This window comes from Solwaraspora sp. WMMD791, from assembly GCF_029581195.1.
In the GTDB taxonomy this organism is placed as follows: Bacteria; Actinomycetota; Actinomycetes; order Mycobacteriales; family Micromonosporaceae; genus Micromonospora_E.
Genome location: NZ_CP120737.1, coordinates 6320955 through 6334621, shown reverse-complemented (window position 1 = coordinate 6334621; position 13667 = coordinate 6320955). Strand labels below are relative to the sequence as shown.

Sequence of the window (13667 nt, the reverse complement as noted above, 5' to 3'; positions counted from 1 at the left end):
CGAAGCTGACACGATTGCCTGAGTAATTGCTGTGAGCAGGATTGACGTTTCCTGCCAGGCACCTCGGTCGCGCCGTCGCGACGGGTCTGCCCATGGTGCGTTTCCCGGAGGTCCGCAGCCTTTCGCGGGCCTGCACGAGAGCATGACGCCGGAGGCGGCGCCGGCATTCCCGTCACCGTGTCCCCTGCGATTCTCGTCACTGCCAGACCGTCACGCCCCACGCCCGGATGTACGGGCTGAGCAGGGTGTGCGGTTCATCACCGCCCGAGTCGACCGCCCGGCAACGCCACGGTCCACCCCCGCCACCGCCGACCTGCCCGCACTGTGCCCCGCTGGGTGGTACGGCAAACACCGCCCGGGTCGGCCGGCAGCCGGTCGACCAGGTGCTGACGCAGCCGTGCGGCGACCTGAGCCGCGCTGCCCCGCGCGTCGATCACCACGAAGTCGGCGGACTCGGGCAGCGACCGGTAGGCGGCCGCGCTGCGCACCAGATGCTCCAGCGACTCGCTGTCGGTGCCCCGCGCCTCGATCCGCCGCCGGGCCTCGGCCGGCGGCAGCCAGAGCAGGAAGGTCAGATCCGGCCGGGGAAAGATCCGGTACGCCAGCCGGGCCAGCCGCTCCCAGGAGGCGGCGGCGCCGTGGCGGCGGATGCTGACGTACTGGCAGACGGCGTACCGGTCCATCACGGCGACGCCGCCGGACGAGCGCAGGACCGACCGGGCGATCGCCAGCCACCGCAGCAACGCTTCACAGAACATCAGCCCGTTGCGTCCGACCAGCCGCCGGGCGTCCGGCCGGCCCAGTCGCACCGCCAGCCGGTCCAGCCACCGGCGACCGCCGGCGTTGCGCCGATAGTGGGCGGGCAGGCCGGCGGCGGTGAGCGCGTCGGCGAGCAGCCGCGCCTGGGTGGTCTTGCCGACGCCGTCGATTCCCACCAGGGCGATCCGGCGGATCCGCCCCGTCGGAAGCCCGACCAGCGGCGCGCAGACCGGCGGTGCGCTGTCCAGCGACACAGCATGATCCGGTGTGGACTCTCCTGCGGGTCCCGGTGGGGTCCGGTCCGGCCGTACGGGTGGTGGTGGGGTCAGCGACGGTGGTGGGGAACTGCTGGTGGACGGGGACGGATGCGCCGGAGTCTCAGTGACGAGCACCTTTCCAACGGTAGCGAGTCTCCGCACCCCCGTCGCCGACGCGAAGGTGTGAAGCCGTCACGGCCCGGGTACCGGTGGAACCCGTCACCACCACCACCCATCGGAGAGACAGATGGCTCAACAGGGAGACGACGGTCTGCTGCACACCCTCAAGCGGGTGGCGGCCGTACTGAAGCAGTCGGAGGTTCCCTTCGTCCTGGGTGGCAGCTTCGCCGTCTATGCGCACGGCGGACACTCCAGCGACCACGACGTGGACTTCCTGATCCGGGAGTCAGACGTGGAGGCGGCGCTGGCCGCCCTGGTCGCCGCCGGGTTCACCGCCGAACGGCCGCCGGAGGACTGGCTGGTCAAGGTCTTCGACGGCGGCCGGATGGTGGACCTCATCCACCGGCCGATCGAGACTCCGGTCACCGACGCGACCTTCGCCGAGAGCGTGGTCCGGCCGGTCGACGCGATCCATCTGCCGGTCCTGTCCGCCACCATGCTGATGGTGCACAAACTGCTCAGTTTCTCGCAGCACTACTGCGATTTCACCCGGGCGCTGCCGTTGGCCCGCTCGTTGCGGGAGCAGATCGACTGGGAACGGGTACGTAAGGAAACCGCGCACTCGCCGTACGCCGAGTCCTTCCTGGTGCTGCTGGACCGGCTGGCCGTGGTGCCGGACAACCAGCAGGAGGTGGGCGATGACCAGGACAGACGGGCAGGCGGCAGACCGGCCTGAGCCACAGCGGCTCGACGAGTACACCGAGTCGGCGGTCCAGCGGCTGCTCAGCGAGCACACCGGGATCGCCGAGCAGGGCGTGACGGTCACCCGCCGCGACCACACGTTGGTGCTGCGCGGCGAGGTCGAGAGCGGGCATCGTCGGGACGAGATCGTCCGGCTGGTGGCGCAACGCTTCCCCGGCGTGGCGCTGACCACCGACATCGCGGTGACCCGGACCTCTGCCCCGAGCGAGGCGGAGGAGCTGTCATGATCCGGATCGCCGCAGTGGGTGACGTGCACATGGACACCGACGTCGTCGGCCGGTTCCGACCGGCCCTGGCACAACTGCCCGACCAGGCCGACGTACTGCTGCTCGCCGGGGATCTGACCCGGCACGGCACCGAGTCGGAGGCGCGCTGCGTGGCGCAGGAGTTCGGAAACCTCGCGGTGCCGGTCGTCGCGGTGCTCGGCAACCACGACCACCACTGTGACGAGGTTCCACAACTGGTGAAGGTGCTCACCGACGCCGGGATCACCGTACTGGAGGGTGACGGGGTCGTCCTGGACCGTCCCGGTGGCCGACTCGGCGTGGCCGGGGTCAAAGGCTTCGGCGGCGGCTTCGCCGGCCGCTGCGCCAGCCGGTTCGGCGAACCGGAGATGAAAGCCTTCGTCTCCACCACCGCGGAGTCCGCAGACCGGTTGCGGTCGGCGCTGGCGGAGCTGGACTGTGACGTACGGGTGGCGCTGACGCACTACGCGCCGGTGCCGGAGACCCTCGCCGGCGAGCCGTTGGAGATCTACCCGTTTCTCGGCTCGTACCTACTGGCGGAGGCGATCGACGCGGTGCCGACCGACCTCGCGGTGCACGGGCACGCCCACTTCGGCAGCGAACGCGGCACCACCCCGGGCGGAGTACGGGTCCGCAATGTCGCCCACCCGGTCATCAAGCAGGCATACAGCGTGTTCGTGCTGCACCCGGCGGTGCCGGTCGCTAACCGGTCGGACCGCTGAAGGTTTCCCGAGCCAGACGCAAGGGTACTCAGCAACCATGGAGCTACTTCTCTGGATTCTCGCAGTCGTACTGGTCGTCGCCGGCGTTCTCGCGCTGTTCCGCCGGCAACTGCTCTGGGGCATCGTCCTGATCGTCGTCGGGCTGCTGGTCGGACCGGGCGGCGTCAGCCTGTTCGCTTGACGTGCCCTGGTCCACCACACCCCCGTATTCACCCGACCCCCCGTATCCGCCGGGGCCACCGGAGCTGGTCCGATCCTCCCTGACAGGACCGGCGACGGTGGCCCCGGCACCTTCGCATCGTCGTACCCGCCTGCGCCTTTGGAGTAGCTGTGCCTGACTCTGCGGTTCGCCGACCCTGGTGGGGGCTGGCCGGTTTCGCTGTCGCCGTCGCCGTGGCCGCCGCGTTCGGTGCCCTGGCCGCCAGCGACGCCGGCAGCCGGTACGCCGACCTCGCGCAACCCTCCTGGGCCCCGCCTTCCTGGCTGTTCAGCCCGGTCTGGACCGTGTTGTACGTACTGATCGCCGTGGCCGGTTTCCTGGTCTGGCGGCGGGTCGGCATCGGCCCTGCGGTCGGCCTGTGGGTGGCGCAGCTGGTGCTCAACGCCGCGTGGACCCCGTTGTTCTTCGGCGCCGGCCAGTACGGCCTGGCGTTCGCCGAGATCGTGCTGCTCTGGCTGGCCATCGGCGCGACGGTGCTGTCCTTCTGGCGGGTGTCCCGGCTGGCGGCGACGTTGCTGCTGCCGTACTGGGCCTGGGTCACCTTCGCGGCGGCCCTGAACCTGGCGATCTGGCGGCTGAACAGCTGACCGACCTGCTCCGCGCCCTGGCTGATGGATCAGTCAGGGCGCTGCCGCGTGTCGTGCGTCACTCCGCGGGCGCCGGCGAAGGTTTCCGAATTGTTACTGGCTCGTAGCTGCCCAGGACTGGACGCGCTTCCATTGCAAGCGCTTACATGTGAGGACGCCCAGACAGCAAACGACCGGCGGGCGGACCGCAGCAGATCGCGGAGCCCGCCGGGCTAGGAAGGGAGAGGACGCCCATGGCGGTCTTCACCAGACCACGTCAGGCCTTCGCGCTCGTTGGCGCACTCGGCCTGGCACTCGCCTCGACGGCGTGCGTTTCCGAAGGTGGCAGCAGCGCGGACCCGGATTCCGAGGAATGCGCCCCATACAGTGACTACCAGGGCAACGAGGGTGAGGTGACGATCTACGCCTCGATCCGCGACGCCGAGGCGGACCTGCTCGAGCAGTCCTGGAGCGAGTTCGTCGACTGCACCGGCATCGACATCCGCTACGAGGGCAGCGGCGAGTTCGAGGCCCAGCTGCAGGTACGGGTCGACGGCGGCAACCCGCCGGACATCGCCTTCATCCCGCAGCCGGGTCTGCTCGGCCGCTTCGCCGAGGCCGGCCAGCTGCAGGCCGCCTCGGACGAGACCAAGGCGATGGCCGAAGCCAACTACAGCGAGGACTGGCTGGCGTACGGCACCGTCGACGGCACCTTCTACGGTGCCCCGCTCGGCTCCAACGTCAAGTCCTTCGTCTGGTACTCGCCGAGCATGTTCGCCGACAACGGCTGGACCGTGCCGGAAAGCTGGGACGATCTGATCGCGCTCAGCGACCAGATCGCCGCCAGCGGCACCAAGCCGTGGTGCGTCGGGGTCGAGTCCGGTGACGCCACCGGCTGGCCGGCGACCGACTGGATCGAGGACATCATGCTCCGGACCCAGACGCCGGAGGTCTACGACCAGTGGACCACCCACGAGATCCCGTTCAACGACCCGCGGGTCGCCGAGGCGTTCGAGCAGGCCGGCTCGATCCTCAAGAACGAGGAGTACGTCAACGGCGGCTTCGGTGGCGTCGACAGCATCACCGCGACCGCGTTCCAGGAGGCGGGCACCCCGATCCTCGACGGTGAGTGCGCGCTGCACCGCCAGGCCAGCTTCTACGCCAACCAGTGGCCGGAGGGCACCGTGGTGGCCGAGGACGGCGACGTCTTCGCCTTCTACTTCCCGACCAACGACCCGAGCGCCGGCCAGCCCGTCCTCGGCGGTGGCGAGTTCACCGTGGCGTTCGCCGACCGGCCGGAGGTCCAGGCGGTGCAGACCTACCTGGCCTCGCCGGAGTACGCCAACAGCCGGGCGTCGCTGGGCAACTGGGTGTCGGCCAACAGCGGGCTCGACATCGCCAACGTGGAGAACCCGATCGACCGGCTCTCCGTGGAGATCCTGCAGGACGAGAACACCACGTTCCGCTTCGACGGGTCGGACCTGATGCCGGCCGCGGTCGGCGCCGGTACGTTCTGGCGCGGCATGGTGGACTGGCTCAGCGGCCAGGACACCCCCACGACCCTCGACTACATCGAAGGCTCCTGGCCGACCAGCTGACACCACGCGGCCGGCCCACCCCGGGGTACCGGGGTGGGCCGGCCGCACCGTCACGGGGGATCAGTCGACGCACCGTTGGGAGGGCGGATGTACTTCGACTTCGAGGAGCAGTTCCCGAAGCTGGTGATGCTGCTGTACGGCCTGATCGCCTTCGCGGTGATCGTCGGTGGTCTGCTGCTGTTGCTCGACGTGGTGCCCAGCCGGTTGGCCCGGCGCCGCGAGCAGCGGATGCTCGCCATGGCGGGCGCCGGTGGCACGGTGCCGATGCGCCAACCCCGGCGCGGCAGCGAAGGGCTGTTCGGGCTCTTCTTCCTGCTCCCGGCCCTGCTTCTGCTGGGGATCGGGCTGGTCATCCCGGCCCTGCGGACCACCGTGCTGTCGTTCATGGACGGACGCAGCGAGAACTGGGTCGGCCTGGACAACTACCAGTGGATGTTCTCCCAGGACGAGATCGTCCAGGTGCTCACCAACACCTTGATCTGGGTGTTCCTGGTGCCGACCGTGGCCACCACGGTCGGTCTGATCTACGCGGTCCTGGTGGACAAGGCCCGGTTCGAGTCGCTCGCCAAGTCGCTGGTCTTCATGCCGATGGCGATCTCGTTCGTCGGCGCCAGCATCATCTGGCGGTTCGTCTACGCCTACCGGGGCGGCGAGCAGGAACAGTACGGCCTGCTCAACTACGTGGTCACGCTCTTCGGCTTCGAGCCGCAGCGCTGGCTGCAGCTCAACGCCCCACTCAACACCCTGCTGCTCATCGTGGTGATGATCTGGATCCAGGCCGGCTTCGCGATGGTGGTGCTCTCCGCCGCGATCAAGGCCATCCCGGGTGACATCATCGAGGCCGCCCGGCTCGACGGGGTGAACGCCTGGCAGATGTTCTGGCAGGTCACCATGCCGAGCATCCGACCGGCGCTGATCGTCGTGGTGGTGACCATCTCGATCGCCACGCTGAAGGTCTTCGACATCGTGCGGACCATGACCAACGGCAACTACGACACCGGCGTGATCGCCAACGAGATGTACAACCAGGCGTTCCGCTACGGCCAGAACGGCTACGGATCGGCGCTGGCGGTCTTCCTGTTCGTCCTGGTCATCCCGATCGTCATCTACCAGATCCGTAACCTGCGCAAGCAGCGGGAGGTGTAGACCAATGACCACCACCACGCCCCCCGTGGCCGCCCCGGCGACCAGCGGGGACGAGCAGCCCCGGACCCGCACCGGCCGGGTCCGTAAACGGCTCAACACCCCCTTCGCGACGATCGCCGCGATCGTCATCGCGGTGATCTGGACCATCCCGACGTTCGGGCTGTTCGTCTCGTCGTTCCGGCCGGCGGAGGAGATCCGGACCACCGGCTGGTGGACCTTCTTCAGCGACCCGCAGGTGACCCTGCAGAACTACCAGGACGTGCTGTTCGGCCGCTCCTCGTCGTCCGGGCAACTGTCCAGCTACTTCATCAACTCGCTGGTCATCACCATCCCGTCGGTGCTGTTCCCGCTGGCCTTCGCCGCGCTGGCGGCGTACGCCCTGGCCTGGATCAACTTCCGCGGCCGGGATCTGATCTACATCGGCATCTTCGCGTTGCAGATCGTGCCGTTGCAGATGGCGCTGGTGCCGCTGCTGCGGTTCTTCTCCCAGGGCACCACGATCGCCGGCATCACCATCACCCCGGCGTGGGGGCTGGACAGCTACGAGCGCTACGTCCAGGTGTGGTTCGCGCACACCTGCTTCGCGCTGCCGCTGGGCATCTTCCTGCTGCACAACTTCGTCTCGCAGCTGCCGAAGGACCTGATGGAGGCGGCCCGGGTCGACGGGGCCACCCACCCGAAGATCTTCCGGACCATCGTGCTGCCGCTGATCACGCCCGCGCTGGCCGCGTTCGGCATCTTCCAGTTCCTCTGGGTCTGGAACGACCTGCTGGTGGCGTTGATCTTCGCCGGTGGGGAGAGCCGGGTCGCGCCGCTGACGGTACGGCTGGCCGAACTCGCCGGCACCCGGGGCGACGAATGGCAACGGCTGACCTCCGGCGCGTTCGTGTCGATCATCGTTCCGTTGATCGTGTTCCTGTCCCTGCAGCGGTACTTCGTCCGAGGGCTGCTCGCCGGCAGCGTCAAGGGCTGACCACGAGGCAACGCCGGCCGCGTGACGCGCGGAGGGCGAGGTGCTGATCCCATGACCAGAATCGACGACGTCGCCCGGCTCGCCGGGGTCTCCACGGCGACCGTCTCGCGGGCCCTGCGGGGCCTGCCGACGGTCACCGAGGCGACCCGGCTGCGGGTCCTCGACGCCGCCGCGCGGCTCGGATACATCGCCTCGCCCAGCGCGTCACGGCTGGCCGGCGGCAAGACCCGGGCGGTCGCGGTCGTCGTCCCCCGGATCACCCGGTGGTTCTTCAGCACCGTCGTCGAGGCCGCCGAGGACACCCTGCAGCAGGCCGGCTACGACCTGCTGCTGTACAACCTCGGCGGCCGGGAGAACGCCCGGCAACGGATGCTGCACACCGCCAACCTGCACCAACGGGTCGACGCGTTGATGCTGGTCGCCACCCCGCTGCACCGGTCCGACTTCGCCGCCATCAGCGCGCTGAAGATGCCGGGCGTGACGGTCAGCTCCGGCACCGGCGTACCGGGTTGGCCGAGCGTGCGCATCGACGACGTGGCTGCCGCCCGTACCGCCACCAACCACCTGCTCGGGCTCGGACATCGCCGGATCGCGCACATCTCCGGCAGCTCCACCGACGAGCTGGCCTTCACCACCCACCTGGACCGCCGCCGCGGCTACCAGGAGGCGCTGCAAGCCGCCGGCCTGACCCCGGACCCGGCGCTGGACGTGGAGAGCGACTTCACCCTCGGCGGCGGCGGCCGGGCCACCGCCGAACTGCTGCGCCGCGACCCGCTGCCGACCGCGATCTTCGCCGCCTGCGACGAGATGGCGCTCGGCGCGATCGCCGCCCTGCGCCAGGCCGGTCTGCGGGTGCCGGCCGACGTCAGCGTCATCGGCGTGGACGACCACGACGTGGCCCGGGTCGTCGGGTTGACCACCGTCGCCCAACCCGCCGCCGAGCAGGGCCGGCTGGCCGCCCGTACGCTGCTCGGGCCGCTCACCGGCGCCGCCGCCCGGGAACCGGCCGACGCCAGCGTGATCCTGCCCACCCGGCTGGTCCTGCGGGAATCGACCGCGCCGCCCCGGGAAACCGGGTGACCTGGTGACCGGGTGGGCAGCCCCGAAGACCGTCAGACCGAGCTGAGCTGAGGAGTAACACCGGTGAACACGCCACTGACCCGTACCCGCGACGAGGGTGCCGACACCGAATGGTGGCGGGACGCGGTCATCTACCAGATCTACCCGCGTTCGTTCGCCGACTCCGACGGCGACGGCATCGGTGACCTGCCCGGCGTCATCGCCCGCCTGGACCACCTGGTCTCCCTCGGTGTCGACGCCGTCTGGCTGTCGCCGTTCTACCCGTCGCCGCAGGCCGACGCCGGCTACGACGTCGCCGACTACCGCGACGTGGACCCGATCTTCGGTCGGCTCGCCGACGCCGACCAGCTGATCGCGCAGGCCCACCAGCGAGGCATCCGGGTCATCGTCGACCTGGTGCCCAACCACACCTCGTCGGCGCACGCCTGGTTCGTCGAGGCGCTCGCCGCCGCGCCGGGCAGCCCGGCCCGCGACCGGTACGTCTTCCGCGACGGCCGGGGACCGGGCGGCGACGAGCCGCCGAACAGTTGGCGGTCGGTCTTCGGCGGCCCGGCCTGGACCCGCACCACCGACCCCGACGGCACCCCCGGCCAGTGGTACCTGCACCTGTTCGACGCCGGCCAGCCCGACCTGAACTGGGACAACCCGCAGGTCCGCGACGAGTTCGTCGACATCCTGCGGTTCTGGCTGGCCAGGGGCGTCGACGGGTTCCGGGTCGACGTCGCGCACGGCCTGGTCAAGCAGGCCGACCTGGCTGACTGGCACTACCCGGCGGAGACCACCACCGGCGACCACGTCGCGCAGGCCCGACCGCCGATGTGGGACCAGGACGGCGTCCACGAGATCTACCGGCAGTGGCGGGCCGTTCTCGACGCCCACCCCGGTCAGCAGATCCTGGTCGCCGAGGCGTGGGTGCAGCCGGCCGAACGGCTCGCCGCCTACGTCCGCCCCGACGAGATGCACCAGGCGTTCAACTTCGAATACCTGGAGGCGGCGTGGAGCGCCGCCGCGCAGCGTACGGTGATCGACCGGTCGTTGGCCGCCGCCGACGCGGTCGGCGCGCCCACCACCTGGGTGTTGTCCAACCACGACGTGCTGCGGCACGCGACCCGGCTGGCGCTGCCGGTCGGCACCCCCCGGCCGAACGGCATCGGTGCCGGCGACCCGCAGCCGGACACCGCGCTGGGGCTGCGCCGGGCCCGCGCCGCGACCCTGCTGATGCTGGCCCTGCCCGGCTCGGCCTACCTCTACCAGGGTGAGGAGCTGGGCCTGCCGGAGCACACCACGCTGCCCGACGAGGCACGGCAGGACCCGACGTGGCGACGCACCGGCCACACCGAACGTGGCCGCGACGGCTGCCGGGTGCCGATCCCGTGGGAGGCCGACAGCCCGTCGTACGGCTTCGGCCCGACCGACGCCAGCTGGTTGCCGCAGCCGCCGGTCTGGGCCGAGTACGCCGTCGACCGGCAACGCGACGTGCCCGGCTCGACGTTCGAGATGTACCGCACCGCGCTGCGGCTGCGCCGCGACCACCACGGTCTCGGCCGCGGCCCGCTGCGCTGGCTGGAGTCCCCCGACGACGTGCTCGCCTTCGCAGTTGGCGCGGTGACCGTGCTGACGAACTTCGGCGACGCGCCGGTGCCGCTGCCGCCGGGGGTCGAGCCGCTGCACGCCAGCGGACCGCTGACCGACGACGGTCAGCTGCCCACCGACGTCACCGTCTGGGCTCGGCAGCCCGCTCGCTGAGCAGGGTGTGCACGTCGTCGATGTCGCGCGGGGCGGTCCGCGACGCCAGGCAGTACATGATCCCGGTCGGGATGAAGAACAGCTGGAAGACGGCGAGCCCGACCGCGTAGTTCATCGGCGGCGGCACCGCACCACCGATGGCCCGCAGGGCGACCGGCAGCAGCGCGTTGCCGGTCGCCCGACCGACCCCGTTGACCAGGTTGCCGAGGCTGTAGACGGTGCCCCGGTGCTCCGGCGGGTTGACGTCGGCGATCAACGCGAACCAGTTCGGCGAGTTCGCCGACGTCAACGCCAGGGCGAGCAGGGCGGTCAGGAAACTCAACCCGATCGTCGGCTCGGTGAACACCCCGCGCAGCACGGCGGCGGTCACCGCGCCCGCGCCGGCGCCGTCGGGCACGTCGATGCGCATCGGGACGAAGAACAACACCAGGTAGAACGGCACCGCCGCGAGGATGCCGACGGCCGCGACCAGGGCCCGACCCCGAGGGGTACGCCGCTGCAGCCGGTCGCCGACCAGCCCACCGACGATCGACAACGCCCCGCCGAGCTGGAACAACGTGGCGAAGACGCTGCCGACGACGATCGCCGTACCGGCGGTGTAGCCCTGCTCCTCGGCGCGGGCCCGGAACAGCGCCGGCAGCCACACCAGCGAACCGAACGCCACCTGCGCGGTGAGCCCCTGCGCCACCAGCCAGACGTTGGTCCGCCGTCGGGCGATCATCGGCAGGTCGGCCCGGCTGATCCGGTGCTCGTACTCGCCGCCGGCGGCGAACCGGCCGGCCAGCTCCGGCTGGCTCTGCCCGCGCCGGACATCGACGGTGAACAGGTACGCGAGGGTGGCGACCAGCCCGGCGGCGGCGAGCACCAGGAACGGCCGCCGCCAGTCGGCGTGCCCGAGCAGCCCACCGAGCAGGGTGCCGGCGAGGGTGCCGACGCCCTGCGACAGCCCCCAGAAGCTCATCACCAGCCCGCGCCGGGCCGGAGTGATCAGGTCACTGACCACGGAGAAGCCGACCGAGGCGACCGCGCCCAGGCCGACGGCGGCGACCAGCTGCGCGGCGAAGAACACCGGGTAGCTGCCGGCGAGGGCGGTACCGGCAGCGCCGAGCCCCCAGATCACCGTACCGGCCATCAGCAGCGGTTTGCGGTTGCCGTGGTCGCCGACGTACGCCCAGCAGACCGCGGCGATCGCGCTGACCAGGAACGTCGCGGCGGTGACCGCGCCGATCGCCCCTTCCGGTACGGCGTACGTGTCGGCGATGCTGCCGTACAGGGGCGGGACCAGGCCGATCGCCACGTTGTCCAGCGAGGCGAGCACGATGAACACGACGACGCTGTAGATGCGGTGCGCCCGCCCACCGGTCAGCGTCATGCCGACGAGTATGAATCAGCGCGCCCGACTGCCCTGCGGTGCGGGTGCGGGTGCGGGTCATCGTCAGGAGAGGCAGAATGCCCAGCATGCTGGGCCAAGCCTGGTAGGCTTGCCACATGGGCCAGCACACCGAGGACGATCTGCGGGCGGTGATCGCCGCGTACGAGGCGACCAGGGCGGCCGCGCTGACCTCACGAGACGAGCAGTTGCGGGCGTTCCACGCGGCCGGCTGGCGGCCGGTGGACCTGCAGCGGGTCACCGGATACAGCCGGGAGACGATCCGCCAGGCCCTGCGACCGGAGGTCCGGCAGGCGTCAAACCGCAGCCGACGCAAGACCGCAGCGCAGCCGCCGGCGGATTACCGCCCCTACGGAGACCGTAAGCCCTACATCGTGGCCGACGCCCTCGCCATGCTGACCGGCCCGACCGCAGGCGTGGTCACCCTTCCCCGGCATATGGACTGGTCCGGCAACGCGGAGTACGACCTGAGCCGGCCCGCTCGCCTCGCCAGCATGTACAAGGTGGTGCTCGCCGAGGCCGCCACGGTCGACGACCTGAACACCTGGCTCAACGCCGACTTGCTCCGGCAACTCTGGCCCACGCTCTGGCTGCCGCCCCAACTGCGGCGGCTCTGGGAGGAGACCTTCCCCGAACTGGTCGTCACCGGCACGAACGCCGCATAACCGTGGACCCCTTCCACGAACGACTCGCCCGCACCGGACTCGCTGCTGCCCGCCGGTACGGTTTCGCGCTGGCCGGCGGCTACGCCGTCCAAGCCGCCGGACTGCTAGAACGGCCCAGTGAGGACGTCGACCTGTTCACCGCCTGGAACCGCCGCGACGAGTTCAGCACCGCAGTCACGGCCGTCGTGGACGCCTACGCGACGACGGCCTGACCCTCGACATCGAGCGACGGTACGACACCTTTGCCCGCCTGACGGTCTCCGACGGCACCCGTGTCTCGAAGGTGGAGCTGGGTGTGGACTGGCGCGCCAACGAACCCATCCTCATGGCGATTGGACCGGTGCTCCACCCTGACGACGCGGTCGCGAACAAGATGAGCGCGCTCTACGGGCGAGCATTCGCCCGCGACTTCATCGACATCGACGCCACGCTCCGATCCGGCCGCTACACCCAGGAAGCCCTCCTCGATCTCGCACAGCACGCCGACCGCGGCTTCGACCGACGCATCTTCGCCGACGCTCTTGGGCAGGCAAGTCTGCTCGATCCCGACGAGTTCGCTCCGTACGGCGTCACCGGCCAGGCGCTGGACGACCTCCGCAACCAGTTCGCCGCCTGGCGCCGCAAGCTACTCGACGGGCAACACCGCACGTCATGATGCGCGGGACACGCCCTGGTCCGGGGCTCGGTCGACGAGGCGGAATGAGGGCAGCCCGCGTCGGCGGATCAGCCACTCGGCGACGATCACGTTGGGCAACCAGCACAGGAACGGCACGGCGGCGTAGGCGGTCTCGAACAGCAGATCCGGATCCGCGTCCGACCCGGCGAACGGCAACTGTACGACGATGAGGACGCCGACCCACGAGCGCAGCGTGACAGCGGCGAACGTCAACGCGTAGTTGCGGATCATCCAAGCTTGGTGCTGGCGCAGGTCCCGCCGCCGCGCGGCGTCGAACCCGCGCCACGCCGTGAACGCCCAGAGCAGCGCCAGTGCTCCGAACCCGAAGAAGCCGACCATCCGGGCCTGGTTGAACGGCAGCATCACCAGCGCGCACACCGCCGCGACGCCGACGGTGAGCAGGTACGCCACGCCGACCGAGCGGTGGGCCACGGGCCAGCGGCGGCGCAGTCGCCGGGAGAACTGCCACGGCCCGAGCAGCAGCGCGAGCGACCCGAGGGCGACGTGGACGTAGAACGCCCACCGGACCGGCAGTGGCGTGTCCACGTAGGTGCCGGCCAGCCCGGCACCGTCGTCGGCGAGGGCGCGCAGGTCGGCGCTGGCGTAGGTGTACAACGAGAATCCCGCGATCGCGAGCGAGGTGAGCAGCACCGCCGTCCAGCCGGTACGGGACCGCCGCGCCGGTCTGCCGCTGGTTGTCCGCACCGGTGGTGACGCCACCACTGCCGTATCGCTCATGACC

The 13667-nt window shown here is 70.5% G+C and carries 14 protein-coding genes and 1 pseudogene; 12 read left to right on the top strand and 3 right to left on the bottom strand.

The window, feature by feature from the left end; translation table 11 throughout:
• Positions 1-257: 257 nt before the first annotated feature.
• The gene (locus tag O7623_RS28570) at positions 258-977 is read right to left on the bottom strand and encodes a thymidylate kinase (RefSeq protein WP_282229624.1); all 720 of its coding nucleotides are present in this window, start codon (positions 975-977) and stop codon (positions 258-260) included.
• 286 nt (positions 978-1263) lie between these two features.
• Here O7623_RS28570 and O7623_RS28565 point away from each other — a divergent pair, with 286 nt between their 5' ends.
• From O7623_RS28565 to O7623_RS28520, 10 genes are all read left to right on the top strand, one after another.
• Positions 1264-1872 (top strand): nucleotidyltransferase, encoded by a 609-nt coding sequence (locus O7623_RS28565; protein ID WP_282226031.1) that lies wholly within the window; start codon positions 1264-1266, stop codon positions 1870-1872.
• Positions 1835-2125, top strand: a complete 291-nt coding sequence (locus tag O7623_RS28560; RefSeq protein WP_282226030.1) for a hypothetical protein — start codon at positions 1835-1837, stop codon at positions 2123-2125. The genes O7623_RS28565 and O7623_RS28560 overlap by 38 nt, the downstream gene beginning before the upstream one ends.
• Positions 2122-2865, top strand: a complete 744-nt coding sequence (locus tag O7623_RS28555; RefSeq protein WP_282226029.1) for a metallophosphoesterase — start codon at positions 2122-2124, stop codon at positions 2863-2865. The genes O7623_RS28560 and O7623_RS28555 overlap by 4 nt, the downstream gene beginning before the upstream one ends.
• A 37-nt stretch (positions 2866-2902) precedes the next feature.
• Positions 2903-3046 (top strand): GPGG-motif small membrane protein, encoded by a 144-nt coding sequence (locus O7623_RS28550; protein ID WP_199757467.1) that lies wholly within the window; start codon positions 2903-2905, stop codon positions 3044-3046.
• Between the two features lie 149 nt (positions 3047-3195).
• A complete protein-coding gene (locus O7623_RS28545; RefSeq protein ID WP_282226028.1) occupies positions 3196-3672 on the top strand; it encodes a TspO/MBR family protein in 477 nt (158 codons plus the stop codon).
• 233 nt (positions 3673-3905) lie between these two features.
• Positions 3906-5249, top strand: a complete 1344-nt coding sequence (locus O7623_RS28540; RefSeq protein ID WP_282226027.1) for an ABC transporter substrate-binding protein — start codon at positions 3906-3908, stop codon at positions 5247-5249.
• 87 nt (positions 5250-5336) lie between these two features.
• Positions 5337-6395, top strand: coding sequence for a sugar ABC transporter permease (locus tag O7623_RS28535; RefSeq protein WP_282226026.1), 1059 nt, complete (start codon positions 5337-5339; stop codon positions 6393-6395).
• Positions 6396-6399: 4 nt separating this feature from the next.
• Positions 6400-7368, top strand: coding sequence for a carbohydrate ABC transporter permease (locus tag O7623_RS28530; RefSeq protein WP_282226025.1), 969 nt, complete (start codon positions 6400-6402; stop codon positions 7366-7368).
• 51 nt (positions 7369-7419) lie between these two features.
• Positions 7420-8448: a LacI family DNA-binding transcriptional regulator gene (locus tag O7623_RS28525; RefSeq protein WP_282226024.1), complete on the top strand. Its 1029-nt coding sequence runs from the start codon at positions 7420-7422 to the stop codon at positions 8446-8448.
• Between the two features lie 63 nt (positions 8449-8511).
• Positions 8512-10194: an alpha-amylase family glycosyl hydrolase gene (locus tag O7623_RS28520; RefSeq protein WP_282226023.1), complete on the top strand. Its 1683-nt coding sequence runs from the start codon at positions 8512-8514 to the stop codon at positions 10192-10194.
• Here O7623_RS28520 and O7623_RS28515 read toward each other — a convergent pair.
• Positions 10163-11566: an MFS transporter gene (locus O7623_RS28515; RefSeq protein WP_282226022.1), complete on the bottom strand. Its 1404-nt coding sequence runs from the start codon at positions 11564-11566 to the stop codon at positions 10163-10165. The genes O7623_RS28520 and O7623_RS28515 overlap by 32 nt on opposite strands.
• 116 nt (positions 11567-11682) lie before the next feature.
• Between O7623_RS28515 and O7623_RS28510 the strand changes: the two genes are divergently transcribed.
• Positions 11683-12249, top strand: coding sequence for a hypothetical protein (locus O7623_RS28510; RefSeq protein WP_282226021.1), 567 nt, complete (start codon positions 11683-11685; stop codon positions 12247-12249).
• Positions 12250-12251: 2 nt separating this feature from the next.
• Positions 12252-12904, top strand: a pseudogene (locus tag O7623_RS31430) (nucleotidyl transferase AbiEii/AbiGii toxin family protein).
• Here O7623_RS31430 and O7623_RS28495 read toward each other — a convergent pair.
• Positions 12899-13663: a DUF2306 domain-containing protein gene (locus O7623_RS28495; RefSeq protein WP_282226018.1), complete on the bottom strand. Its 765-nt coding sequence runs from the start codon at positions 13661-13663 to the stop codon at positions 12899-12901. The pseudogene O7623_RS31430 and the gene O7623_RS28495 overlap by 6 nt on opposite strands.
• Positions 13664-13667: the final 4 nt, after the last annotated feature.

Excerpts from the sequence above, each read along its gene's own strand:
- O7623_RS28565 (WP_282226031.1), top strand. The coding sequence starts at position 1,264 with ATGGCTCAACAGGGAGACGACGGTCTGCTGCACACCCTCAAGCGGGTG.
- O7623_RS28560 (WP_282226030.1), top strand. The coding sequence starts at position 1,835 with ATGACCAGGACAGACGGGCAGGCGGCAGACCGGCCTGAGCCACAGCGG.
- O7623_RS28555 (WP_282226029.1), top strand. The coding sequence starts at position 2,122 with ATGATCCGGATCGCCGCAGTGGGTGACGTGCACATGGACACCGACGTC.
- O7623_RS28550 (WP_199757467.1), top strand. The coding sequence starts at position 2,903 with ATGGAGCTACTTCTCTGGATTCTCGCAGTCGTACTGGTCGTCGCCGGC.
- O7623_RS28540 (WP_282226027.1), top strand. The coding sequence starts at position 3,906 with ATGGCGGTCTTCACCAGACCACGTCAGGCCTTCGCGCTCGTTGGCGCA.
- O7623_RS28535 (WP_282226026.1), top strand. The coding sequence starts at position 5,337 with ATGTACTTCGACTTCGAGGAGCAGTTCCCGAAGCTGGTGATGCTGCTG.
- O7623_RS28530 (WP_282226025.1), top strand. The coding sequence starts at position 6,400 with ATGACCACCACCACGCCCCCCGTGGCCGCCCCGGCGACCAGCGGGGAC.
- O7623_RS28525 (WP_282226024.1), top strand. The coding sequence starts at position 7,420 with ATGACCAGAATCGACGACGTCGCCCGGCTCGCCGGGGTCTCCACGGCG.
- O7623_RS28515 (WP_282226022.1), bottom strand. The coding sequence starts at position 11,566 with ATGACGCTGACCGGTGGGCGGGCGCACCGCATCTACAGCGTCGTCGTG.
- O7623_RS28510 (WP_282226021.1), top strand. The coding sequence starts at position 11,683 with ATGGGCCAGCACACCGAGGACGATCTGCGGGCGGTGATCGCCGCGTAC.
- O7623_RS28495 (WP_282226018.1), bottom strand. The coding sequence starts at position 13,663 with ATGAGCGATACGGCAGTGGTGGCGTCACCACCGGTGCGGACAACCAGC.